Here is a 23,779-nt window from a genome sequence, read left to right on the forward strand (position 1 = left end):
CTCTCAAGAGCGCACCTGGCTGGTGCCCCGGCGGCAGGGTGCCGGCCAGAACCGGCCGGGCACCCCGAAGAGCGGACTGTTCCACCGCCCACTTGCTCAGAGCCGCGGATCCACCGGCTCGGACTCCAACGCCAGCACCCCGAACACCGCCTCGTGCACCCGCCACAACGGCTCCCCCTCGGCCAGCCGGTCAAGCGCCTCAAGACCGAGCGCGTACTCCCGGATCGCCAGCGACCGCTTGTGGTTGAGGAACCGCCCCCGCAGCCGGGCGAGGTTGTCGGCACGCGTGTACTCCGGACCGTAGATGATCCGCAGGTACTCACGCCCCCGGCACTTGATACCGGGCTGGACGAGTCGACCCGCCGCGCTGCGGACGACCGCCCCGACCGGCTTGACGACCATGCCCTCGCCACCCCGCCCGGTCATCTCCAGCGACCAGTCGACACCGGCCCGTACGGATTCGGGGTCACCGGTGTCGACGTACAGCCGACGCGTGGTCTGCAGCAGGCCCGTGCTGTCGTGCTCCACCAGCCGGTCCAGCAGGGCGAGTTGTTCGTCGTGCGGGAGTCCGGCGAGGCTGCGGCCCTGGACCGCGAGGATCTGGAACGGGGCCAGGCGGACACCGTCGAGGCCGTCCGTGGTCCAGCAGTAGCGACGGTACGCGTCGGTGAACGCCGAGGCGTCCGCGGCGCGTTCACGCTGCCGGGACAGCAACGCGTCCACGTCGACACCCCGCCCGGCGGCACCCTCCAGCGCGGCCAGCGCACCCGGGAACACCGCACCGGCCGCCGCACCGACCGCCGCGTACTGCCCGCGCAGCAGCCCGGACGCCTTCAACGACCACGGCATCAACTCCGCGTCCAACAGCACCCAGTCGGTGTCGAGTTCCGCCCACAGACCGGACTCGTCCAGCGCCGTCCGCAGTCGGCCGAGGATCTCCTCGGTGACCGCCGGGTCGTCGAAGAAGGGACGGCCCGTACGCGTGTACAGCGAACCCGTCACCCCGTGCCCGCCGTCCACACCGAACCGCTTCGCCGCCGCCTCCGCGTCCCGGCACACCAGCGCCACCGCCCGCGAACCCATGTGCTTCTCCTCGCACACGACCCGCGCGACCCCGTCCTCGGCGTACTGCGCGAACGCCTCCGCCGGGTGCTCAAGGTAGCCGTCGACGTGCGAGGTCGCCGTAGGAGCCATCGTCGGCGGCAGATACGGCAGCAGGCGCGGGTCGACCGCGAAGCGGCTCATGACCTCCAGGGCCGCCGCCGCGTTCTCCTCGCGGACCGACACCCGCCCGGCGTGCCGGGTCTCCACCACCCGGCGGCCGTGTACGTCCGCCAGGTCGAGCGGGCGGCCGTCGTGGCCGCCGGGTGCCTCGGTGAGCAGCGGGCGGGTCGGCTCGTACCAGACCTGCTCGGCCGGTACGTCGACCAACTCCCGTTCCGGCCACCGCAGGGCGGTCAGCTTGCCGCCGAAGACGGCGCCCGTGTCGAGGCAGATGGTGTTGTTGAGCCAGGTGGCCTCGGGGACCGGGGTGTGGCCGTAGACGACGGCCGCGCGGCCCCGGTAGTCCTCGGCCCACGGGTAGCGCACGGGCAGGCCGAACTCGTCGGTCTCGCCGGTGGTGTCGCCGTAGAGCGCGTGCGAGCGGACCCGGCCGGAGGTGCGGCCGTGGTACTTCTCGGGCAGACCGGCGTGGCAGACCACCAGTCGGCCGCCGTCGAGGACGTAGTGGCTGACGAGGCCGTCGATGAACTCCCTTACCTGGGCGTGGAATTCCTCGGTCTCCTCCTCCATCTGCTCGATCGTCTCGGCCAGGCCGTGGGTGTGCTGGACCTTGCGGCCCTTCAGGTAACGGCCGTACTTGTTCTCGTGGTTGCCCGGTACGCACAGCGCGTTGCCCGAGCCGACCATGGACATCACGCGGCGCAGCACACCGGGCGAGTCCGGGCCGCGGTCGACGAGGTCGCCGACGAAGACGGCCGTACGGCCCGCCGGGTGGACACCGTCGTCGTAGCCCAACTTGCCGAGCAGGGTCTCCAGTTCGGCGGCGCAGCCGTGGATGTCGCCGATGATGTCGAAGGGGCCGGTGAGATGGGTCAGGTCGTTGTAGCGCTTCTCGGTGACGACCGTGGCGTGGTCGATCTCCTCGACGCCCCGCAGGACGTGCACCTTGCGGAAGCCCTCGCGCTCCAAGCCCCGCAGGGAGCGCCGGAGTTCGCGGGTGTGCCGGGTGATGACGCGGCGCGGCATGTCGGCGCGGTCGACGCGGGAGGCGTTGCGCTCGGCGCACACCTCCTCCGGCACGTCGAGCACGATGGCGATGGGCAGCACGTCGAACTGCTTGGCCAGGTCGATCAGTTGACGTCGGCTGTCCTGCTGCACGCTGGTCGCGTCGACGACCGTGCGGCGGCCTGCGGCGAGGCGCTTGCCGGCGATGTAGTGCAGGACGTCGAAGGCGTCCCGGGTGGCGCTCTGGTCGTTCTCGTCGTCGGAGACCAGGCCCCGGCAGAAGTCGGAGGAGATGATCTCGGTCGGCTTGAAGTGCCGGTGCGCGAAGGTGGACTTGCCGGAGCCGGAGGCGCCGATCAGCACCACGAGGGAGAGGTCGGTGACGGGCAGGACGCGCCCCTTGGTCTGGGTCTCGGTCATGCTGCCTTCTCCTCCTTCGCGGTACTTACGCTGAACACGGCCATCTGGGTGGGCGGGCCCACCTCGGGGTCGTCGGGTCCGACGGGTACGAACTCGACGTCGTAGCCGTGCCGTTGGGCGACCTTCCCCGCCCACTCCCCGAACTCGGCGCGCGTCCACTCGAAGCGGTGGTCGCCGTGCCGGACGTGTCCGGCGGGGAGGGTCTCCCAGCGGACGTTGTACTCGACGTTCGGGGTCGTGACGACGACCGTCCTCGGGCGGGCGGCGCCGAACACCGCGTACTCCAGGGCCGGCAGCCGGGGCAGGTCGAGGTGTTCGATGACCTCGCTGAGCACGGCGGCGTCGTAGCCCTTGAGGCGGTTGTCGGTGTAGGCGAGGGAGCTCTGGAAGAGCTGGACGCGCGAGGCCTGCCGCTCCCCCATGCGGTCGAGCTTGAGGCGGCGGCCCGCGATGGTGAGCGCGCGCATCGACACGTCGGTGCCGACGATCTCCGTGAACCGGGTGTCCTTGAGCAGCGCCTGCACCAACTGGCCCTGCCCGCACCCGAGATCGAGCACGCGGCCGGCACCGGACGTCTTGAGCGCCTCGACGATCGCGTCCCGGCGCTGCACGGCGAGCGGCGTCGGCTTCTCCTCGGCCTCGGTCTCCGGCTCGACGGCGTTGTCGATCTCCTCGACCTCGCTGTCGTCGGCCTCGGCGAGCCGCACGAGTTCCAGCCGCTCCATCGCGTCCCGGGTGAGGGACCAACGGCGGGACAGATAACGGCTGGTGATGAGCTTCTGCTCCGGGTGCGTGGGTAGCCAGCCCTCACCGGCGCGCAGCAGTTTGTCGACCTCGTCGGACGCGACCCAGTAGTGCTTGGCGTCGTCGAGCACGGGCAGCAGGACGTACAGGTGGCGCAGCGCCTCGGCGAGCGTCAGCGTCTCCGACTCCAGTACGAGGCTCACGTACCGCGAGTCGCCCCACTCGGGGAACTCGGCGTCCAGCGCGACCGGTTCGACGGCGACCGTCCAGCCGAGCGGCGCGAAGAGCTGCCGTACGAGACCGGGACCGCCGCGCGCGGGCAGCGCGGGCACCTCGATGCGCAGCGGCAGCGGCTGCTCCGCGCGCTCGGGGCGGGCGTTGCACACGCCCCGCATGGCGCTGGAGAAGACCGCGCTCAGAGCCACGGCGAGCAGGGAAGAGGCCGCGTACGGACGGTCGTTGACGTACTGCGCGAGCGCCGCGTCGGGCGCGCCGCCGCGCCCCTTGCCCTTGCCGCGCCGGACCAGCGCCACCGCGTCGACCTCAAGCAACAGCGCCGCCGTGCACCGCGCGGGATCCGCCTCGGGGTAGAGGACGTACGCCTTGCCGTAGGACGTCGAGAACGCCTGCGCCTTGTCGGGATGCTTGTGCAGCAGGAAACCGAGGTCGGTGGCGGGGCGTTCGGGGGTGCCGGTGGTGCTGATGGTCAGGAACACGGTGGGTATGCCTCGAAACGTCTACTGAGCCTCTGAACTGGGGAAGCGCGCCACCGCGGAACTCGGGGCGCCCGCACAACGTACAGCGAACATCCCTCACGTACTCAGGCATTTTCCCCGCGCGCTCCCCCATCGGGCGGCCGTGACGATCAGCGTTTCTTGCGGCGTCGGGGCACGGCTGGTAGGACTGTGGCGCGCCGTCACCGTCACATGTTCGATTCTGCGGGGGTTCATGTGGTCGCCACGGCCTTCACCTCCTCGTCGCGGCGGCGCCCGGACGCTCCGGGGCCAACTCGGCGGCAGATTCCGGCAGTTGCCAGGCGAGCCACTCAGCACGGGCTGGTGCTGACCGCTGTTTCCGTGACCGTGTTGCTGTGTGCGACGGCGTTGGCCGCGCTCGCGGCGCTGGCGGGGAGTTCCGTGCAGGCCGGGGCCGTGCGGCGGTTGGCCGCTGACCCCAACGCGCAGGTGAACGTCAACGCGGCCTACCGGGCCGGGGGGATGGCCGCCGCCGACCGGGACGTGCGGGCCGCCGCGGAGCGGGTGTTCGCCGGGGTGCCGCAGCGGACGTATGTGGGGCTGCTGGGCACGTCTCCGGTCTCCGTGACGGGAATTGACGGAGTCGTGGGGCCGCCACGCGGGCCCGGGGGCAGCGGGTTGCATCCGGTCGCGGTTCAAGACGGGGGCAGGTTCGGGGAGTTGACGGCCGGGCGGTGGCCCGCCGGTACGGCCGATGCCCCGGCCGGTGCCTTCACCTCGCTGCCCGAGGTGCCGGTCGCCACCGGGTCCACCGCGCCGGTCGACACGGCGGTGCCCGACGCGCTGGCCAAACGCCTTGGTATCAGGCCCGGTTCCAGCCTTCGGGTGCAGGACGCGTTCAGTCGCCCCATGACGCTGCGGGTCACCGGGGTCTTCCGGGCGACCGGTGCCGTCGGGTTCTGGCCCGCGATGGCCGGCGACCTGACCGAGGGCGAGACCGCCGACCAGAACCTGCTGGTGGTCTCGGCGTCGGCGCTCAACGGCAGCGCCGTCCTCAACGGACACCTGACGGCCCACTGGAGCGTGCAGCCCGACCTCTCCCGGCTCGACGCCGACAGCCTCGCCGGACTGCACGACCGGCTGCGCGCCTTCTCCGGCAGCCAGAGCGGGGTCTCGGTGTTCGGCGGACGGCAGCCGTCGCTGGACGACCTGACTGTGGCCTCCGGACTGCCTGGCGCCATCGACGACTTGACGGTCCCGACGGTCGCGGCCCGCTCCTCGCTGTACCTGCCCGGCGTGCTGCTCGCGGTCCTCGCCCTGGCCACCCTGGTACTGGCCGCCCGCCAGCTGACCGAACGCCGGCGCGACGAGCTGGCCCTCCAACAGGCCCGGGGCGCGGGCACGTTGAGGTTGCTGCGTGGCGCGACGGCCGAGTGGGCGCTCACCGGCATACCGGCCGCCGTGGCCGCGCCCTTCCTGGCCGGGCTGCTGCACCCCGGCACCCGGGGCGCCGACGCGTGGGCGGCCGTAGGACTGACTCTGCTGGTGCACGCGGCGGCGGTGCTGCTGCCCGTGCTGCCGTCGGCGCGGTCGCGGCCGGCGCGCGGCGCGCGGGCCGCCGCCGCGCAACGGCTGGGCGCCGACCTGGCGTTGCTGGCTGTAGCGACGCTGGGGTACCTGGAGTTGCGGCGGCACCACTCGCTGATCGCGGACGTGGGCACCGGCAGCGCGTCCGCGGACCCGGTGCTGGTCCTCGTGCCGACCCTGGTGGCGGGCGCCGCCGCGCTGTTGTTGCTACGGCTGCTGCCGCTGACGTCGCTGCTGCTGGACGCGTTCGGGCGGCGTAGCCGAGGGCTCGTACTCGCCCTGGCAGGTTGGCAGTTGAGCCGGCGGGCCGCGCGCAACGCGGGGCCGGTGGTGCTGATGTGCCTGGCCGTGTCGGTGAGCGCCTTCGCCACCACCGCGCTGGCCTGTCTGGGCGGACTCGCGTCCGAGCAGGCCGCGTTCACGGTCGGCGCGGATGTGCGGATCGACCCGTCGGCGGACGACGGCTACCCCTCCGCCGTGCTGGGCTCCGCCTATCGCGCACTGCCGGGGGTGACCTCCGTGACACCGGTGACGCGGTCGACGGTGAATCTGCCCGGCGGCGCCACCGAGGACCTGGTCGGCACGATCGGCGGGCCCGCGCCCCGCACCCCGTCACCGGTCGTCCCCGGCCTACGGCTCCCCGGGCGGCCGACCGCGCTGCTGCTGGACGAGCGGCTGCGCAGCGACGGCGACCGCGTGGCGCCGAGCCTCGAACTCACCGTGCAGGACGCGTCCGGCCTGGTCAGCGTCGTATCGGCGCGCCTGCCCGCCGCCGACGGGGCGCGGCACACCGTCGTGGTCCCGCTGGCCGTGGCGCTGAGCGGGGGCCACCCGCGCGCGTATCCGCTGACGGTGACCGCGGTCAGTGTCCTGCCGCAGCCGAACATGCGTCCGGCGCGGCTGGACCTGGACCTGACGCGGATCGGCGCGCGCGGCAGTGCCGGTGGTTCGGACACTGCGGACGCCTGGGTCTCCCAACTACCCGGCGGGCAGGCCTGGTCCGACGGCACGGACCACGCCGCCGACTCCACCGAGGGCGCCTGCAAAGGGAAGTTGACCGACACCTACAACCCCGGTACCCCCGGGGTGTGCGCGATCGAGCCCGGCGGCCCGGCCGTGATCCGGACCACCGTCAGCACCGGCATCCGCCCCTCCCAGGCGATCTCGGACTCCCTCGGCGGCCTGTCCGACAGCGACTACGCCACCCGGCCCGGCAGCCAAGTACGGCTCGTGGCGGGCCCGGCGGGCGGTCCGGCACCGCTTCCGGTACACGCCGACACCTCCACGCTGCGCGCCGCCCGCCTGCACCTGGGCAGCACCACCACACTCGACCTGGGCGGCGGCCGGATCACCGCCAGGATCGTGGGCAGCGTCGACTCACCACCCGGACTGGGCCGCGGCCAGGGCCACTTGATCGCCGACCAGCGCCGACTCGCCACCGCGCTCACCCTGGCCGGCGCCGACCAGCAGGACCCCGCGTTCTGGTGGCTGAACAGCACCGACAGCGAGCGTACGGCCGCCGCCGTCGAGGCCCAGCCCGCGCTGGGCGGCGTCACCACCACGGCACGCACCGCCGCGTCCCTGCAGGCCGACCCGTTCCGCGCCGGGCTGCGCCGGGTGCTGGAACTGGTCCGCTATCTGGCCCCCGGATTCGCGGTCATCGCCTTCACCGTGCACGCGGTGGTCTCCACCAGACAGCGCCGCAAGGAGTTCGCCCTCCTCCGGGCGATCGGCGTCCGCGCCCCCAGCCTGTCCGCGCTACTGGGCGCCGAACAGGTGGGGTTGGCGCTGTTCGCCGTGGTGCCAGGGGCATTGATGGGGATGGCGCTGGCATCGGCGGTGCTGCCACTGGTCACCGTGGACGACACCGGCCAGGCTCCCTATCCGCCGCTGCCGCAGGTCATTCCCTGGGGCACGGTGACGCTGACCGCGGTGGCAACTGCCCTGGCCATCAGCGCGGTTGTGCTGGGACTGGCGCGGCTGTTGGCCCGGGTGGATCTGGTGCGGGTGTTGCGGGCGGGGGAGGACCGTTGAGCCGGGAGCCAGATCGGAGGGGGCAGACGGTGACTCAACCCGTGTGCACGCGCGGGGAGTTGAGGCGCCCCGAGGAGCCTGACACAACCGGAGAGCCGAGCGGTGACGCAACCAGCCGGCGCAGAGGCAGAGTTGACGCAACCCATGGGACCGGGCGCGACCGGAAAGGCCCGACGGTGACCCGACCCACAGGCGCAGACGCGGAGTTGACGCAACCCATGGAACCGGGGACGACCGGAAAGGGCGGACGGTGACCCGAACCATGGACACGCGCGAGACGGTGACGCGCCCCGTGAAGCCCGGCCCGGCCGTGACGCGGCGGCTGATTCGCAAGGAGACCCGCGGTGACCTGCCGATGCTGGTCTGCCTGGCGGTACTCGTCCTGGTGCTGACCGCGCTGTGCGCGTGGGCTCCCGCCCTCGCGGGCCGCCAGGAGGACCGGGCGCTGCGGCAACGTGTCGACGCGGCGCAGGCCCAAGCCCCGCTCATCAGCCTGAGCACCACACCGGAGATCTTCAACACCTCACCGCCCGCTGTGGACATGGCCACCCTGCTCGCCGCCGGCCGCACCCTCACCCACCCGCTCAGCGGCGGAGCCGCGCGGCACCTGTCCTTCACCGGCGGCGGCAGCTACGACTACGACCCGGCCTCCCTGCGCTCACCCCGCCCGCCGGGCCCGGCGGGCACCAGCACCCAACTGACCGTCAGCTACCTGCCGTCCGCGCGACCCCATCTCCGCTACGTCAGCGGTCGCGCGCCCGCCGACCACACCCCGCTGACCACCGCACCCCAGATCGGCCTGTCGCAGGCCACCGCGCAGGCGCTGGGCGTCCGGACCGGCAGCCGGCTGAGTCTGGAGTTCGCCAAGACGCCCGGGGCACAAACCTCCGCGCCACAAGCCCAGTTGGTGGTGAGCGGCGTCTACCGCACCACGACCGCGACCGACGACTTCTGGACCGGCCGGGAGACCCTGGACCAGCCCTCGCGCTACCCGGCGGAACGCTCCACCGGCACCGTGCTCGCCGTCCGCGGCCTCGTCGGCCGCGACGCCGCCGACCTGTTGGCCGGCGCCGGGGTGGGCGGCCCCCGGGTGACCTGGCAGTTGCGCGCCGACCTGTCCGGGGCGGCGCTCGACCGGGCCCGCGCGCTGACCGGCCCGCTGTCCCACTACGGCGCGGACCTGAGCGCCGCCCTGTGCCAGGGCAGCGACTGGGTCACCGGCGACATCAGCTGCCAGATCGGCGGCCAGTCCACCCAGTCCCTGCTGGTGACGGACTCCCTGACCCCGCTGCTCACCACGTTCACGGCCCAGGACCGACAGGCCCGGGCCCTCGCGACGTACGCCGTCGACGCGCTCGCCGCGGTCGCGCTGGCCACCATCGCCGTAGCGGTACGCCTGCTGCTGCGCCGACGGCAGCCACACCTGCGGTTGCAGCGCGCGCGGGGCGCGTCCACCGCGCGACTGGTCCTGCTGCGATGCGCCGTGGCCTGGCCGGTGGTGCTGATCGCCGCGCTGCTCGGCTGGGCGACCGGCCGGGCCCTCGCCCCCACCGGCACATCCGGATCACCCCAACCGTTGCCCGCCGCCCTCGTCACCGCGGTGGTGCTGCTGACGGTGCCCCTGATGACCTGGCTGGCGGTCCGCGAACCCCGCCGCCCCGGCCGACTGCGCCGCACGCGCCGCAGAACCGCCGTAGGCCGACGCGTGGTCCTGGAACTGACAGTGCTGCTCGCGACGGCGGCGGGCGTGCTCGCGCTCCGCTCACAGGGACCCGACGGGATCCTGGGCGCGGTACCGGTACTGGTGGCCCTGGCCGTCGTACTGATCCTGCTGCGCGTCTACCCGCTCGTACTCCGCCTGGTGCTACGGCAGACCCGTCGCGGCCGGGGCGTGGTGGGCTTCGTCGGCGCGGCCCGGGCCGCGCATGACGCCCCGGCGACCGGACTGGCCCTGTTCGTCCTGGTGTTGACCCTGGGCACGGCGGTGTTCGGGGGCCTTGTGCAGCGTACGGTCGACGACGGGCTGGCCACGGGCGCGGCGTGGACCACCGGTGCGGACGCGAGCGCGACGGTGGCGGGGATCGTGACGCCGGCCGGGACGGCGAAGGGTGGGGGCGGGATCGTAACTCCCGCCAAAACCAAGACCGTTGGCAGAACCCCAGCCCCCTCCGCCGGGACCACGCACGCCGCCTCGGAGACCGGCACCCCCACCGAAATACGAACCGCTCTCCAGCACCTACGCACCCTCGACCTCGCGGGACAGACCGACGGCGCCGTCGTCTCCCAGGTCGCCGTGATCACCGTGGACCCCGGCCAACTCGCCGCCCTCGCCCCGAAGTCACCGCTGACTGACGCCCTACGGTCCGGTCTGACCACGCCGCCGGGAACCCGGACCGGCGCGAGCACCCCGCTGCCGTCCTTCCTCTCCCCCGGCCTCCGGGCGAGCGAGCGCACCGGCGGCTTCACCACCACCATCGTGACGCAGGGCCAACCCTCGGTGGACCTGACCCTCGAACCGGTCGGCACCCTCACCACCGCCGAGCTGCGCGACCCCCTCCTCGGCCCGATCACGGCGCAGGTCCCGGCCGGAACACCGGTGCTGATCACCACTGCCGCCGCCGATCATCTGCTGCCCCAACAGGCTTCCGGCAGCACCGTCTTGCTCCTCAAGGGCAGCGGTGCCACGGCACTGCGGTCGGCGGCAGCCAGAGCTCTCGGCTCGCTGGCTCAGATCCGCGTCCGCACCGAGGCGCTGAGCACCCTGCGCGCGGACGGCCTCACGCAGGGCCTCGGCACGATCTACACGACCAGTTCGGTCCTGGCCGCGCTGTCCGGCCTGCTCGCGCTCGCCCTGGAGTTGACCCTCACCTCCCACGAACGCAGCCGTACCACCTCGTTCCTGCGCACGCTCGGGCTCGGGGGCAAGGAGGCCGGGGCGATCCACTTCCTGCAACTACTGCCGCTGGCGGTGGCCTCAGCAGTGGGCGGCACACTATTGGGCCTGCTCGAACCCCGGCTCCTGGCAGGGACGTTGGACCTACGACAGTTCACCGGCGGCCCGGCCCAACCGGCCCTGCACACCGACTACTCACTGACCCTCGCCCTCGTCGCCGGCGTGACCGCCCTGATCCTGGCGGCCGCGGCGACCGAGACGGTCCTCGCCCGCAGGCGCCGCCTGGGAGCCGTACTTCGCCTGACCTGAACACCCCCTGGGGGCACATCAGTTACTGCACACTCTCCGTACCGCCAGTGCCGTCCGCCTCGGACTTCGCCCGCCGCGCCGCCTCATCGGGCCACACGCCGATGTGATCGCTCTCCAGAGCCAGCCGCACCCGCTTGCGCAGATGCAGCCGCTCGGTGAACTCGCTCGGCAGTTGCAGCCGACCGCTGGCGTCCAGCACCGCGTACTCCTCGGCGGTGAGCACCTCGACGCCGTCCTCGTCGGTGGCGACCCGGCGCAACACCTCGGTGGACGTACGGCCGTTGCGGATCCGTACCGTCCGCTGGACCTGTTCGGACACCAACGCGTCGTGGGTCACGACGATCACGGTGACGCCCAACTCCTCGTTGGCCCGGCGCAGCGCGGCGAAGACCTCGTCGCTGGTGGCGGTGTCGAGTTCGCCGGTGGGCTCGTCGGCGAACAGCACCCGGGGCTCGTTGGCGTTGGCCACGGCGACCGCGACCCGCTGCTGCTCACCGCCGGAGAGCGTGTCGGGCGTACGGTCCCGGCAGTGTCCGACGGACAGCAGGTCGAGCAACTCCTCGGCCCGCGCCCGGCGTTGGGACCGTTTGATCCCGGTGTACGTCATCGGGAGCATCACGTTCTCGGCCGCCGAGAGGTACGGCAGCAGGTTCCGGGAGGTCTGCTGCCAGACGAAACCCACGGTCCCCCGACGGTAGTCGAGCCGCTCGCGGCGCTTCATCGCCAGCAGGTCGTGCCCGGCGACCTCGGCCGCACCCGCGGTGGGCACGTCCTGGCCGGAGAGTATGCCCAGCAGGGTGGACTTGCCGGAACCGGAGGCCCCGATCACCGCGATCATCTCGCCCTGGGCGACGGCCAGATCGAGTCCCTGGAGGGCCTGCACCTCGACGCCCTCGGTCTGGTAGATCCGCACCAGGTTCTCGCAGACGACCAGCCCGTCCTCGCGCCGCGGGGCGGCGGCCGCGACGGCCCGTCGGCGCAGCTCGTCCAAGTCCGGTGCCCCGGTGGGCTGTTGGTGAACTGCCACACGGTCCCCCGAGGAGATGAGAGGAGATGGAATGAGGCCTGCGGATAACGATGCCGGAATGGTGGCGTCGGAACTGCGGTCAGGGTAATGCGGCAGACCGGCGATCCCGTCAGTCGTCCTCGACGATCCGCCCGTCACGGAGTTCCAGCACCCGGTCGGCCAGCGCGAGGAGTTGGGTGTCGTGGGTGGCGACGAGCGCGGTGACGGACTCGCTGCGGACGACGGCACGCAGCAGGTCCATCACGGTGAGACCGGTGTCCGCGTCGAGCTGGCCGGTGGGTTCGTCGGCGATGATCAGGGCCGGGTTGTTGGCGAGCGCGCGGGCGATCGCGACCCGCTGCTGCTGGCCGCCGGACAGCTCACCGGGACGCTGGTCCGCGTGGTCGGAGAGACCGACCAGGGACAGCAACAGGTCGACGCGGGCCTCGCGTTCACGGACCGGGACCTTCCGCAGGCGCAACGGCACCCCGATGTTTTCGGCGGCGGTCAGGATCGGGATGAGCCCGAAGGACTGGAAGACGAAACCGATACGGTCCCGGCGCAGCGCCAGCAACCCGTCGTCACCGAGCCCGGCCAGGTCCGTACCGTCCAGGGTGATCCGGCCGGCGTCCGGAGTGTCGAGCCCGCCGACCAGGTTGAGCACGGTGGTCTTCCCGGACCCGGAACGCCCCCGGAGAGCGACGAGTTCACCGCGTGGCACGCTGAAGGAGACACCGCGCAGGGCGTGAACAGCCGTGTCACCACTGCCATATGTACGGCGCAGATCCTCGACCACCACCATCGCGCCGCCCGCCGCCGCCCCGGCATCCGCAACAGCGCCGCGCCCACCGAACTGCCCGCTCACACGCCCTCCCCTGCCTCGCCCCAGTCCCGCAACCGCACCGTACGGTACGCCGACCGCCCAAGTCCCCGTTCCCGCAAGGCGGAACGACTCCCCGCCCGTCTCACCCCGATGCCCCGCCCGCCAGCCGTTCCACCGTTGTGACCGTCTGGTCGACGATCGTGTCGTAGAGGCGGGCGTGGGCCGCGGGCAGACCGGCGAGGAGCGGGCGCAGGGCGTCCGTCGCGGGGTCGGGGCCAGGGGCGTCGTCGAGCAGGGCCGTCATCTCCTCGTCGGGCCTGCGGTAGCCGTCGTAGACGACGTGGCCGAGCATCGTGGAGGAGATGAGGGCCACGGCGAGGGCCAGGTCCTCGGCGGAGAGGCCGGCCGGGGTGAGGATCTCGCGCAGGCGGGTCAGGCCAGGGAGCCAGGCGGGGTGCCGGGTCGTCGTCATGTACGGCATGAGCTGCGGGTAGGGGCGGAGGTTGGCCTGGCCCGCCCGCATCCAGGCGCGGAGGCGGTCCGGCCAGGGGCCGTCGGCGATGGGGGCGCGCTCCATGACTTCCAGGACGTGATCGGCGGTGGCCTGGAGGAGGGCGTCGCGGTCCGGGAAGTAGCGGTAGAGGGCCATGGGGGCGGCGCCGGCGACGTCGGCCACGCGCTTGATGGTGAGGGAGACGGCCGGTTCGGCGAGCAGTACCTCGACCGCGCCCTCGATGATCCGCTCCCGCGACAGCCGGGGCGGGCGCCCCCTGCCCCTCCGGCCGGAACCCGTCACCACCTGCGTCATCCGCTGTGCCTCTCCGTCCGCGACAGCCGTGCCCGGACAGGGGAAGGCTACCGCTCCGGTACCTCTCGATCCGGGCTCCGGCTATTTTGCGTACGTCATACGAAAAACATGTCAGACTCATTTCGTTCAGCCCCGTGTCGCACGCACCAGCACGCATCAGCCGGAGGCTCAGCCATGTCCGCGTCCAGCTCCCCCTCCCCACCCGTTCCCGTCGAGGGGGTCGGTTCGTCCCGCTCCGGCGCTGTCGTCTGGGTCCTGGCCCTCGGCGGGATCACCGTCTCGCTGATGCAGACGCTGATCATCCCGATCGTGCCCGAACTCCCCAAGCTGCTGAACTCCTCGCCGTCCGACGCCACTTGGGCGATCACCGCGACCCTGCTCGCCGGTGCCGTCGCCAACCCGGTCGTGGGGCGGCTCGGGGACATGTACGGCAAGCGGCGGATGCTGCTGCTCAGCCTGGTGCTGCTGATCGTCGGGTCCGTGATCGGCGCGCTCAGCGACTCGCTCGTGCCGATGATCGTCGGGCGGACCTTCCAGGGCGTCTCGATGGCCGTCATCCCGCTCGGCATCAGCATCATGCGGGACGAACTCCCGCCCGAGCGGCTGGGATCGGCGACCGCGCTGATGAGTGCGTCACTGGGGGTGGGCGGTGCGCTCGGGCTGCCGACAGCCGCGTTCATCGCCGAGAAGGCGGACTGGCACGTGCTGTTCTGGACGGCCGCGGTGCTCGGCGCCGTCGTGGCCGCCCTCGTCGTGACGCTCGTACCGGAGTCGGCGGTCCGCAGCGGCGGCCGGTTCGACGTGGTCGGCGGTGTCGGGATGTCCATCGGCCTGGTGTGTCTGCTGCTGGCCATCTCCAAGGGAGCGGACTGGGGTTGGGGCAGCGGCACGACAACGGGCCTGTTCGCCATGGCAGTCGCGGTGCTGCTGGTGTGGGGCTGGTGGGAGCTGCGTACCGTACGGCCCCTGGTCGATCTGCGCACCAGCGCGCGCCGCCAGGTGCTGCTCACCAACCTCGCGTCCGTGGTCTTCGGCTTCGCCATGTTCGCGATGTCACTGGCCGTGCCCCAACTGCTCCAACTCCCCACGTCCACCGGCTACGGCCTCGGCCAGACCGTGCTCGCGGCGGGGCTCGCGCTCGGACCCTCCGGCCTGGTGATGATGGCGACAGCACCGCTCTCCGCCCGGATCTCAGCGGCGGCCGGCCCCAAGGTCACCCTGATGCTGGGCGCGCTGATCGTGGCCGCCGGTTACGGGCTGGGGGTCGTGATGATGGCCGCGGTCTGGCAGGTCGTGGTGGTGTGCTGTGTGATCTCCGCCGGGGTCGGTTTCGCCTACGGCGCGATGCCCGCGCTCATCATGGGCGCCGTGCCGCTGTCCGAGACGGCCGCCGCGAACAGCCTCAACAGCCTGATGCGCTCGATCGGTACGTCCGCCTCCAGCGCCGTCGCCGGAGTCGTACTGGCTCACATGACGACGACCTTCGGCTCCCTCACCGTCCCCTCCCACAACGGCTTCCGCGTGATCATGGGCATCGGTTCGGCGGCGTCCCTGGCGGCCCTGTTCCTGGCCGCGTTCCTCCCGGGACGACGGAAGCCGGTGACCGCGGGCGTGCCCGCGACGGCCACCGCGGGCGCGGGGGCGCCGAGTTCGAGCTAGGGCCCGGTGCGGGCGGGGCCGACACACCCCGCCCGCACAGCACAACTACCGGTCCTACGACGGGACTACGCCACCTGCGTCTGCACCTGGGCCGAGATCAGCTCCAGGTGGTCCAGGTCGGCGAGGTCGAGGACCTGGAGGTAGATGCGCTCGGCGCCGATCTCGGCGTAGCGACCGATCTTGTCGACGACCTCGGACGGGGTGCCCGCCAGGCCGTTCTCCTTGAGTTCGTCGACCTCGCGGCCGATCACGGCGGCGCGGCGGGCGACCTCCTGGTCGTCCTTGCCGACGCAGACGACGAGGGCGTTGGAGTACGTGAGGTCGTCGGCCCTGCGGCCGGCCTCCTCGGCGGCGGCACGGACGCGGCCGAACTGCCGCGCGCTGTCCTCGACCGAGGCGAACGGCATGTTGAACTCGTCGGCGAACCGCGCGGTCAGCTTCGGGGTGCGGATCGCACCGTGGCCGCCGATCAGCACGGGGATCTTCGCCTGCGTCGGCTTGGGCAGCGCGGGCGAGTCGGTCAGGTCGTAGTGCGTGCCGTGGAAGTCGAAGGTGTCGCCGGGCTTGGTCGCCCACAGGCCGGTGACGATCTCCAGCTGCTCCTCAAGGCGCGCGAACTTCTCCTTCGGGAAGGGGATGCCGTACGCCGTGTGCTCCTGCTCGAACCAGCCCGCGCCCAGGCCGAGTTCGACCCGGCCGCCCGACATCTGGTCGACCTGTGCGACCTGGATGGCGAGGACGCCGGGGAGGCGGAAGGTGCCGGCCGTCATCAGAGTGCCCAGGCGGATGCGCTTGGTCTCGCGGGCGAGTCCGGCCAGGGTGATCCAGGCGTCGGTGGGCCCGGGGAGTCCGTCGCCCGAGCCCATGCTCAGGTAATGATCGGAGCGGAAGAAGGCGTCGAAGCCGAGGTCCTCGGTGGCCTTGGCCACGGCGAGCAAGGTGTCGTAGGTCGCCCCCTGCTGGGGCTCGGTGAAGATGCGCAGATCCATGGTTCCATCCTGCACGCTCGGGTCCCCGTCAACCCCACCGGTCCCTGTGGCCCCTCTCGTGCCCGGTCGGGTGAAATTGCGTCAACCGTGCGCACGGGGGGCGCCCACGCCAGTGACCGGCCCCGTCGATGATCGTTGGCTCGGGCGGAGCCGGACCGCCCGGATTCCCGCCTCCTCCTCGCCGGGGAGGCCACGGGCCGAGGAGGCCGTCATGTCCGAAGAAGCCGTGCCGCAGCAGGGTGGACCCGCACAACCCAAGGGGTTGTTGCAGCAGATGGAGGAACTGATGGCGTCCCTGAACGCCGACCTCTCCGCCCTGGACGCGGACCTGCAGTCGGCCGGAACCACGGAGCCGACACAATCAGCACAGGCCACGTGAAGCGCCACTAAAGGGGCGCGGGGAACTGCGCGACCAGCCACAACGGCGTCGCGCAGACCCTACGAACCGCAACCCCCACGGCGCTCCCCCGCACCGTCACCCCGCCTCCCGCTCCGGTATGGCCGCCTGCTCCCGGTCCGCCAGTCTTCGCAACATCTCAAGGACCCGGTCCCGGGACTCGTCCGCCGCGTCGATCGCCTCCATGCACTGCCAGTACGTCCCCTCGTCGTCCGCCGCGCAGGCGATGCCCACGAGGGCGATGCCGACCTCCCCGAGCAGACCGCCCAGGCACAGCAGGGCGAGCCGCGCGTCGCCCAACTCCGTGAGCTGGGCCGCGCGTAAGTCCTCGATGGCGAGGACCGGGGTGTCCAGCACCCCGCAGCCCCGGCCCGCCAGCTCGGTCAGCCCCAGTGCCTCGCCCCGGAGTTCGGGCGGGCCGAAGACCGCGAGGCGGCTGCCTATCGCCTGGGCGAGGGCCTGCGCCTGCCACACCTCCGTCAGGGTCTCCGGCACGCCGCCGCTTCCGGCCAGGGCGCGCCTGCTCGTCACGATGAGCCGCATCGCGTCCATGCGCTGCCCCTGTCATATCCCGACGTGCTGTTCGCACGTCCGCCCGAACTCCCCTGTCCACTACCCAGAGTGAGAGTCCCTGAGACGAAAAGCCAGAGGAAGGCGGAAATCTGTGGACAACAAATCGGTTGCGGACAGATGAATGACTCCGGAGAGTGAAAATGGACGCGCGGACTCCCCCAATCGGTCGCCTACGGCGAGGACTTGTCGGCTAGGGCGCCGGAAACCTGCCCTCGTTCCGGTCGATCTTCGCGTCCAGCGCCGCGAGCGGATCGATGCCGAGCACCTCGCACAGCTGGAGCAAGTACGCGAGGACGTCGGCGACTTCGTCCCGTACCCGGTGCGCGCTGTCCGGGTCGTCCATGACCCGTGCCGACTCCTCGGGGGTCAACCACTGGAAGATCTCGACGAGTTCGGAGGCCTCCACACTGAGCGCGGAGACGAGGTTCTTGGGGGTGTGGTAGGGCTGCCAGTTCCGCGCGGCCGCGAACTCGGCCAGTCTGCGCTGCAGTTTCGCCACGTCGAGATGCTCTGTCACGGTTCAAGGTCTACCACTGTGACGCCGTCGATCCGGGCGGCCCAGGACGCGTCGCTCACGGCGCCGACCAGCCGGATGTGCCCGCGTTCGCACATCCGCGCCGCGAGCCGCAGCAGTTCGGCCCGCTGCCGTACGTCCACTCCCCGGTCGAGGCCGTCGGCGAGGACGGTGAGCGTCTGCATCGCGGCCGGGACCTCGCCGGGCGGGTCGACCTCCAGGACGCCCGGGCCGGTGAGCAGCACCAACGCCAGGGCCGCGTACCGGAGTTCGCCGTCACCGAGCCGTTCGAAGCCGGTGCGCAGGCCCTCGCCCCGGTCGAGCACCGCACGGAGCAAGCCGTCGCTCAACGGTTCAGCGAGCAGGTCCACCACAGGCCCGGCACACCCCGTACGCACCGCCGTGACGAGCTGCCCGTGCCGTCGCCCGCACTCGGACCGGGTGCGCCACAGCACGTCGGCGAGGTTGCCGCAGTCCCGCAGCAGCCGCCCGTCGCCGATCGGCACGGCATCACGCATCCGCTCGGGTGCCGGATCGCAGGCGAAGACGGAGCGCAGGGCGACCACCATCTGCTCGGCGGCGGCGAGGACTTGACGCTGTCCGTCGGTCTTGCCGGCGACGCGCAACGGCAGCAGGGCGGTGCCGAGCCGGTCGTCCGGCAGGGGTGCGCGGGTGACCGGTGACGAACCCGCCGTGTGCCAGGCGGCCTGCACCGAGCGGCGGGACGGGTCGCGCAGCGCGGTCTCCAGGAGGACGAGCCCGCCCGACGTCAACCGCTCGCCCACGATGCGCAGTTCGGGCTCGGCCTGGACGGCGACGTCGAGCCGTACCGGGCCCTCGGGCCCGTCCGCCGTACAGCCGATCCTGAATCCGCGCCGGCGCTGGGCGTCGGGCCGGGCCCGCTCCGGGACGCAGGCGACCGGGTCCGGGAACACGTCGCCCACCTCGCTCCCGCCGCCGAGCCGCGCGAGCGCCTCGTACGCCCGCAGCGCGCTCGTCTTTCCGCAGCCGCTGGGCCCGGCGAAGAGGGTGAGCGACCCGAGCGGGAATGCGGCACCCCGGTGCGTGGCGAACGCCGACAGCCGCAGCTCGGTGAGGTGCGGCCGGTCGGGGTGCGCCTCGACGCGCCCGGGGTCCGCCTGCGCGGGCGTCCTCGACGACGGCGGGGCGACGCCGGCCGACGGCTCCGGCGTGGGCCGGGCCCGGGGCGAGGCGGCTTCGGGCGACCGCCCCTGCGGCGGCACGGACTCGGACGACCGGGAGGACGCGGGCGGCCCGGGGAGCCGGGAGGAGCCGGAGGACTGGGGCGACTGTGCTGACACGGTCATATCCGGACCGTAGGCCTCCGCCGTCAGGCGAACCGTTCCGCCCAGGAGACCTTCCTACGATCGAGGGACCGCCCCACCGGGACGGCTCACACGCCCGGAACCCCCGCCCCCTCCATCAACCCCTGCACCTCGGTCCCCGGCGGTGTGAGCAGGAACACGTTCCGGTCGACGCGGGTCATCCCGCTCGACAGGCCGAAGACGACGCCGGTGCTGAAGTCCAGCACCCGCTTGGCGACTTCGGTCTCCGCGCCGGTGAGGTCGAGCAGCACCGGGATGCCCGCCATCAGGGTCTCCGCGACCTCGCGGGCGTCCCCGAACACGTTCACGCGGAGGACGACGAAGCGGCGGCGCGGCTCGGTCTCGGGTATCGCACGGTGGCCCACGGCGGACGGCCAGGCGTCGCGCCCCCGCAGCGGCACTACCTGGGCGAGCCCCTCCCACTGTTCGTCGGTGACATCGTGGCTGTTCACCGGCATGCTCCGTCCTGGGTAGCGCTGGCAGTCTGCATCCGGCAATTGTTGCGCACTGTCACCCGTTCGGCCCAACTGCGACACACTCCGCGACAAGATCGGGCCGCATCTCACAGTGGCCCCCGGCCGGTTGTGCACCGGGCGTAACCCCTCATGATCGGGCCGCGTGACCTCGGCGTAACGGGCAATTCGTACGGTCTACGGCATGACGAAGCCCTCCACACGACAGGTACGGACGGTCTGCTCGTACTGCGGTGTGGGCTGCGGCATGCTGCTCGACGTCGGCGCGGGTCCCGACGGCAGGCCTACGGTCCTCAGGGCCTCCGGCGACAAGGCGCACCCGGCGAACGGCGGGCGGCTCTGCACCAAGGGCGCGACCACGGCCGAGATGCTCGCCGCACCGGGCCGGCTGACCGGCGCGCTCGTGCGCGACGAGCGGGGCGAGGAGCCGGTGCCCACGCCCGTCGCCGACGCGATCGCCGAGACCGCGCGGCGACTGCGGAAGATCGTCGACGAGCACGGGCCGGACGCGGTCGCCCTCTATGTCTCCGGGCAGATGAGCCTGGAGGCGCAGTACTTGGCGAACAAGCTGGCCAAGGGGTTCGTCCGGACGAACCAGATCGAGTCCAACTCCCGGCTGTGCATGGCGAGTGCGGGTGCCGGTTACAAGTCGTCGCTGGGTGCGGACGGGCCGCCGGGGTCGTACGAGGACTTCGAGCGGGCGGACGTGTTCCTGGTCATCGGCTCCAACATGGCCGACTGCCACCCGATTCTCTTCCTGCGGATGATGGAACGGGTCAAGGCGGGCGCCAAGTTGATCGTCGTCGACCCGCGGCGGACGGCCACGGCGGCGAAGGCGGACCTGTTCCTGCAGATCGCGCCGGGCACCGATCTCGCCCTGCTCAACGGCTTGTTGAGGCTGCTGCACGAGAACGGGCACACCGACCCGGAGTTCATCGCCTCGCACACCGAGGGCTGGGAGGCGCTGCCGGAGTTCCTCGCCGACTACGCGCCTGACGCCGTCGCGGCCCTCACCGGTCTCGCCGAGGACGACATCCGTACGGCGGCCCGGCTGATCGGCGAGGCGGGCGAGTGGATGAGCTGCTGGACGATGGGCCTCAACCAGTCCACGCACGGGACCTGGAACACCAACGCCCTCGTCAACCTGCATCTCGCGACCGGCGCGATCTGCCGCCCCGGCAGCGGCCCGTTCTCCCTCACCGGCCAGCCGAACGCGATGGGCGGCCGTGAAATGGGCTACATGGGACCGGGGTTGCCGGGCCAGCGGTCCGTACTGGTCGACGCGGAACGGGAGTTCACCGAGGAAGTATGGGGCCTGCCGCCCGACACGATCCGCGCGGACGGTGTCGGCCGGGGCACGGTCGAGATGTTCCAGAAGATGGCCGACGGCGACATCAAGGCCTGCTGGATCATCTGCACCAACCCGGTCGCCTCGGTCGCCAACCGACGGACCGTCATCGAGGGCCTGGAAGCAGCCGAGTTCGTCGTCACCCAGGACGTCTTCACCGACACCGAGACCAACGCCTACGCCGACGTCGTCCTCCCCGGCGCGATGTGGACCGAGTCCGAGGGCGTCCTCATCAACAGTGAACGCACCCTCACGCTCGCCCGCCCCGTCGTCGACCCGCCCGGCGAGGCGATGGCCGACTGGCGGATCATCGCGTCCGTCGCCTGCGCGATGGGCTACGAGAAGGGCTTCTCCTACGACAGCGCGGAGCAGGTCTTCGACGAGATACGGCAGTTCTGGAACCCGGTGACCGGCTGGGATCTGCGCGGGGTGACGTACGAGCGGCTGCGGTCCACGCCGGTGCAGTGGCCGGCGGCGGAGGAGGACGGGCCGGACCGCAACCCCATCCGGTACGTGGGCGGGGGCAAGCTGCGCTTCCCGACTGCCGGCGGGCGCGCGGTCTTTCACGCCCGCCCTCACATGCCGGCCGCCGAACTGCCCGACGACGACTACCCGTTCGTGCTGAACACCGGGCGGTTGCAGCACCAGTGGCACACGCTGACGAAGACGGGCAAGGTCGCCAAGCTCAACAAGCTCAACCCCGGGCCCTTCGTCGAGCTCCATCCGCAGGACGCACAGGAGTTGGGGATCACGGAGGGCGACTCGGTGGAGGTCGCTTCGCGGCGGGGGCGGGCGGTGCTCCCCGCGGTGGTGACCGACCGGGTGCGGCCGGGGGGCTGTTTCGCGCCGTTCCACTGGAACGATCTCTTCGGCGAGTATCTGAGCGTCAACGCGGTGACGAGCGACGCGGTGGATCCGGTGTCGTTCCAGCCGGAGTTCAAGGTGTGCGCGGTGTCGTTGACGAAGGTGGCGAGCGCGGCACCGACACCGGTCCCGGCACCGGCTTCAACAGAGGTCTCGAAGAAGGCGGTTGTCCCGACCTCCGTCATCCCGGGCACGAGCCCCTTCGGCCTCGATCCCACCCCGCCGCCCGTCCTGACCGCGCAGGAACGCCTCTACCTGACCGGCTTCCTCGCGGGCATCGAGTCCGGCGCCCCGGGCGTGCCCACGCTTCCACCGGACGCGCCCTTCAGTACCGAGCACGCGGTATGGGTCAACGGCGTTCTGGCCGGGATGTATTCGAGGTCGGCACCCGTTCCCCCGCAGCAACCTCAGCAACAGCCGCACCCCGCCCGGCAGATAGTCGTCCTGTGGGCCTCACAGACCGGCAACGCCGAGGAGGTGGCGGCGGCCACCGCTGAACGGCTGAGCTCGGCCGGGCACCGGGCGACCCTGGTCGGCATGGACCAGGCCGACGTCGGCACGCTCCCGGCCGACGCCGATCTCCTCTTCATCACCAGCACGTTCGGCGACGGCGACGCCCCCGACAACGGCTCCGGCTTCTGGGACACGCTCGCCGGTGAACAGGCGCCGCGCCTGGACGGAGTGCGGTTCGCGGTGCTCGCCCTGGGCGACTCGTCGTACGGCGACTTCTGCGGGCACGGACGCCGACTGGACGCCCGGCTCGACGAGTTGGGCGGGGTGCGGCTGGCCCCGCGCACGGACTGCGAGCCGGACTTCGAGCCTTCGGCGGACGCGTGGCTGGGGCAGGTGCTGACGGCGCTGGGCACCGAAAGGTCCACCGACACCGCGGCCTCCAAGTCGCCGCCCCGGTCCCCCAAACCCACCCCCACCGCCGCCCGTCTGGTCGGCAACCGGCTGCTCAGCCGCCCCGGCGCGGGCAAGGAGGTCCGCCGGTTCACCTTCGACACCAGCGGCACCGACCTCACGTACGAGACCGGTGACGCACTCGGCGTGCGGCCCGTCAACTCCGCCTCCCTGGTGGACGAATGGCTCGCCGCCACCGGCACCGATGCCGCAACGGTCGTAGAACTGGAAGGCGTTGGAGAGCTCCCCTTCGCCGAGGCGCTCCACCGGCAGTTGGACATCACCCGCATCACGCCGGACCTGCTCCGGTTCGTGGCCGAACGGGCCCGGGACGACCGGGAGTTGCGCAGGCTGCTCAGGCCCGACAACAAGGACCGGCTGGCGCAGTGGAGTTGGGGGCGGCAGGCGGTGGACGTGCTCGCCGAGTATCCGGTGAGGGCCGGTGCCGAGGAGTGGGCCGGAGTGCTCAAGAGGCTTCAGCCGCGGCTGTATTCGATCTCCTCCAGCCCGCTCGTCGACCCGCACCGCGTCTCACTGACGGTGTCGGTGGTGCGGTACGAGAATCTCCAGGGCCGTCCGCGCGGCGGAGTCTGTTCGCCGTTCCTGGCGGACGCCGGGGCGGGGACCGAGGTCCCGGTCTTCGTGCAGCGCTCGCCGCACTTCCGGCCGCCCGCCGATCCCGCGACCCCCATGGTGATGGTCGGACCCGGCACCGGTGTCGCGCCGTTCGTCGGATTCCTTCAGGAGCGGCGCGCGCTCGGGCATCCCGCGCCGAACTGGCTGTTCTTCGGCGAGCAGCATCGCGCGACGGACTTCTACTACGAGGAGGAGTTGGCGGAGTTGCTGGACGAGGGCACTCTCGCCCGGCTCGACACGGCGTTCTCCCGGGACCAGCGGGCGAAGGTGTACGTGCAGGACCGGATACGGGAACACGGGCCCGAACTGTGGCACTGGTTGCGGGAGGGCGCCCACTTCTATGTGTGCGGGGACGCCTCGCGGATGGCGAAGGACGTGGATCGCGCGCTGCGGGACATCGCGGTCGCGCACGGCGGGATGGACGAGGCCGAGGCGGCCGCGTATGTGAAGCAACTGGCGGCGGCGAAGCGGTATGTGCGCGATGTTTACTGAATGAACTGATGGCCATGGCCAGTTGAACAAAGCCGTT

15 protein-coding genes are annotated in these 23,779 nt (G+C 71.9%); 5 read left to right on the plus strand and 10 right to left on the minus strand.

Annotated elements, in window-relative coordinates:
* Positions 1 to 96: 96 nt before the first annotated feature.
* On the minus strand, positions 97 to 2,649 hold the full coding sequence (locus ACGFY9_RS15735) for a polynucleotide kinase-phosphatase (RefSeq protein WP_393754424.1): 2,553 nt from the start codon (positions 2,647 to 2,649) through the stop codon (positions 97 to 99).
* Entirely contained in the window at positions 2,646 to 4,109 is a 1,464-nt protein-coding gene (locus ACGFY9_RS15740; RefSeq protein WP_393754426.1) for a 3' terminal RNA ribose 2'-O-methyltransferase Hen1, read from the minus strand. The genes ACGFY9_RS15735 and ACGFY9_RS15740 overlap by 4 nt, the downstream gene beginning before the upstream one ends.
* Positions 4,110 to 4,469: 360 nt before the next feature.
* Here ACGFY9_RS15740 and ACGFY9_RS15745 point away from each other — a divergent pair, with 360 nt between their 5' ends.
* Together ACGFY9_RS15745 and ACGFY9_RS15750 are read left to right on the plus strand one after the other, a co-directional pair.
* Positions 4,470 to 7,709, plus strand: coding sequence for an ABC transporter permease (locus ACGFY9_RS15745; protein WP_393754428.1), 3,240 nt, complete (start codon positions 4,470 to 4,472; stop codon positions 7,707 to 7,709).
* A 262-nt stretch (positions 7,710 to 7,971) separates the two neighbouring features.
* Positions 7,972 to 10,911, plus strand: a complete 2,940-nt coding sequence (locus ACGFY9_RS15750; protein ID WP_393754430.1) for a hypothetical protein — start codon at positions 7,972 to 7,974, stop codon at positions 10,909 to 10,911.
* A gap of 22 nt (positions 10,912 to 10,933) precedes the next feature.
* Here ACGFY9_RS15750 and ACGFY9_RS15755 read toward each other — a convergent pair whose 3' ends face one another.
* The 3 genes from ACGFY9_RS15755 to ACGFY9_RS15765 all read right to left on the minus strand — a co-directional run bounded on the left by ACGFY9_RS15755 (position 10,934) and on the right by ACGFY9_RS15765 (position 13,548).
* Positions 10,934 to 11,902, minus strand: a complete 969-nt coding sequence (locus tag ACGFY9_RS15755; RefSeq protein ID WP_393754498.1) for an ABC transporter ATP-binding protein — start codon at positions 11,900 to 11,902, stop codon at positions 10,934 to 10,936.
* 145 nt (positions 11,903 to 12,047) lie between these two features.
* Complete coding sequence (locus ACGFY9_RS15760; RefSeq protein ID WP_393754500.1) at positions 12,048 to 12,719, minus strand: ABC transporter ATP-binding protein; 672 nt, start codon at positions 12,717 to 12,719, stop codon at positions 12,048 to 12,050.
* A gap of 163 nt (positions 12,720 to 12,882) precedes the next feature.
* On the minus strand, positions 12,883 to 13,548 hold the full coding sequence (locus ACGFY9_RS15765) for a TetR/AcrR family transcriptional regulator (RefSeq protein ID WP_393754432.1): 666 nt from the start codon (positions 13,546 to 13,548) through the stop codon (positions 12,883 to 12,885).
* Positions 13,549 to 13,722: 174 nt separating this feature from the next.
* On the opposite strand from ACGFY9_RS15765, the gene ACGFY9_RS15770 reads away from it, so the two are divergent.
* Entirely contained in the window at positions 13,723 to 15,207 is a 1,485-nt protein-coding gene (locus tag ACGFY9_RS15770; protein ID WP_393754434.1) for an MFS transporter, read from the plus strand.
* Between the two features lie 65 nt (positions 15,208 to 15,272).
* On the opposite strand, the gene ACGFY9_RS15775 is transcribed toward ACGFY9_RS15770, so the two are convergent.
* Positions 15,273 to 16,196, minus strand: a complete 924-nt coding sequence (locus ACGFY9_RS15775; RefSeq protein WP_393754436.1) for an LLM class F420-dependent oxidoreductase — start codon at positions 16,194 to 16,196, stop codon at positions 15,273 to 15,275.
* 211 nt (positions 16,197 to 16,407) lie between these two features.
* Here ACGFY9_RS15775 and ACGFY9_RS15780 point away from each other — a divergent pair, with 211 nt between their 5' ends.
* A complete protein-coding gene (locus ACGFY9_RS15780; protein WP_393754438.1) occupies positions 16,408 to 16,575 on the plus strand; it encodes a hypothetical protein in 168 nt (55 codons plus the stop codon).
* Between the two features lie 96 nt (positions 16,576 to 16,671).
* Here the strand turns inward: ACGFY9_RS15780 and ACGFY9_RS15785 are convergent, their stop codons facing one another.
* The 4 genes from ACGFY9_RS15785 to ACGFY9_RS15800 all read right to left on the minus strand — a co-directional run bounded on the left by ACGFY9_RS15785 (position 16,672) and on the right by ACGFY9_RS15800 (position 19,484).
* Positions 16,672 to 17,145, minus strand: a complete 474-nt coding sequence (locus tag ACGFY9_RS15785) for a DUF6099 family protein (RefSeq protein WP_393754440.1) — start codon at positions 17,143 to 17,145, stop codon at positions 16,672 to 16,674.
* 211 nt (positions 17,146 to 17,356) lie between these two features.
* Entirely contained in the window at positions 17,357 to 17,683 is a 327-nt protein-coding gene (locus ACGFY9_RS15790; RefSeq protein ID WP_327400702.1) for a nucleotide pyrophosphohydrolase, read from the minus strand.
* Positions 17,680 to 19,008 (minus strand): ATP-binding protein, encoded by a 1,329-nt coding sequence (locus tag ACGFY9_RS15795; RefSeq protein ID WP_393754442.1) that lies wholly within the window; start codon positions 19,006 to 19,008, stop codon positions 17,680 to 17,682. Before ACGFY9_RS15795 ends, ACGFY9_RS15790 begins: the two co-directional genes overlap by 4 nt.
* Positions 19,009 to 19,094: 86 nt before the next feature.
* Positions 19,095 to 19,484, minus strand: a complete 390-nt coding sequence (locus tag ACGFY9_RS15800; protein ID WP_393754444.1) for a cell division protein SepF — start codon at positions 19,482 to 19,484, stop codon at positions 19,095 to 19,097.
* A gap of 199 nt (positions 19,485 to 19,683) precedes the next feature.
* Between ACGFY9_RS15800 and ACGFY9_RS15805 the strand changes: the two genes are divergently transcribed.
* Positions 19,684 to 23,742 carry a molybdopterin-dependent oxidoreductase gene (locus ACGFY9_RS15805; RefSeq protein ID WP_393754445.1) on the plus strand — a complete coding sequence of 1,353 codons (4,059 nt, stop codon included), beginning with the start codon at positions 19,684 to 19,686 and terminating at the stop codon, positions 23,740 to 23,742.
* Positions 23,743 to 23,779: the final 37 nt, after the last annotated feature.

The sequence above is a fragment of the Streptomyces sp. NPDC048504 genome (genome assembly GCF_043200035.1).
Classification (GTDB): domain Bacteria; phylum Actinomycetota; class Actinomycetes; order Streptomycetales; family Streptomycetaceae; genus Streptomyces.

Coding starts and splice junctions, on each gene's coding strand:
- ACGFY9_RS15735 (WP_393754424.1), bottom strand. CDS start 2,649: ATGACCGAGACCCAGACCAAGGGGCGCGTCCTGCCCGTCACCGACCTC.
- ACGFY9_RS15750 (WP_393754430.1), top strand. CDS start 7,972: ATGGACACGCGCGAGACGGTGACGCGCCCCGTGAAGCCCGGCCCGGCC.
- ACGFY9_RS15760 (WP_393754500.1), bottom strand. CDS start 12,719: ATGGTGGTGGTCGAGGATCTGCGCCGTACATATGGCAGTGGTGACACG.
- ACGFY9_RS15765 (WP_393754432.1), bottom strand. CDS start 13,548: ATGACGCAGGTGGTGACGGGTTCCGGCCGGAGGGGCAGGGGGCGCCCG.
- ACGFY9_RS15770 (WP_393754434.1), top strand. CDS start 13,723: ATGTCCGCGTCCAGCTCCCCCTCCCCACCCGTTCCCGTCGAGGGGGTC.
- ACGFY9_RS15775 (WP_393754436.1), bottom strand. CDS start 16,196: ATGGATCTGCGCATCTTCACCGAGCCCCAGCAGGGGGCGACCTACGAC.
- ACGFY9_RS15780 (WP_393754438.1), top strand. CDS start 16,408: ATGTCCGAAGAAGCCGTGCCGCAGCAGGGTGGACCCGCACAACCCAAG.
- ACGFY9_RS15785 (WP_393754440.1), bottom strand. CDS start 17,145: ATGGACGCGATGCGGCTCATCGTGACGAGCAGGCGCGCCCTGGCCGGA.
- ACGFY9_RS15795 (WP_393754442.1), bottom strand. CDS start 19,008: ATGACCGTGTCAGCACAGTCGCCCCAGTCCTCCGGCTCCTCCCGGCTC.
- ACGFY9_RS15800 (WP_393754444.1), bottom strand. CDS start 19,484: ATGCCGGTGAACAGCCACGATGTCACCGACGAACAGTGGGAGGGGCTC.
- ACGFY9_RS15805 (WP_393754445.1), top strand. CDS start 19,684: ATGACGAAGCCCTCCACACGACAGGTACGGACGGTCTGCTCGTACTGC.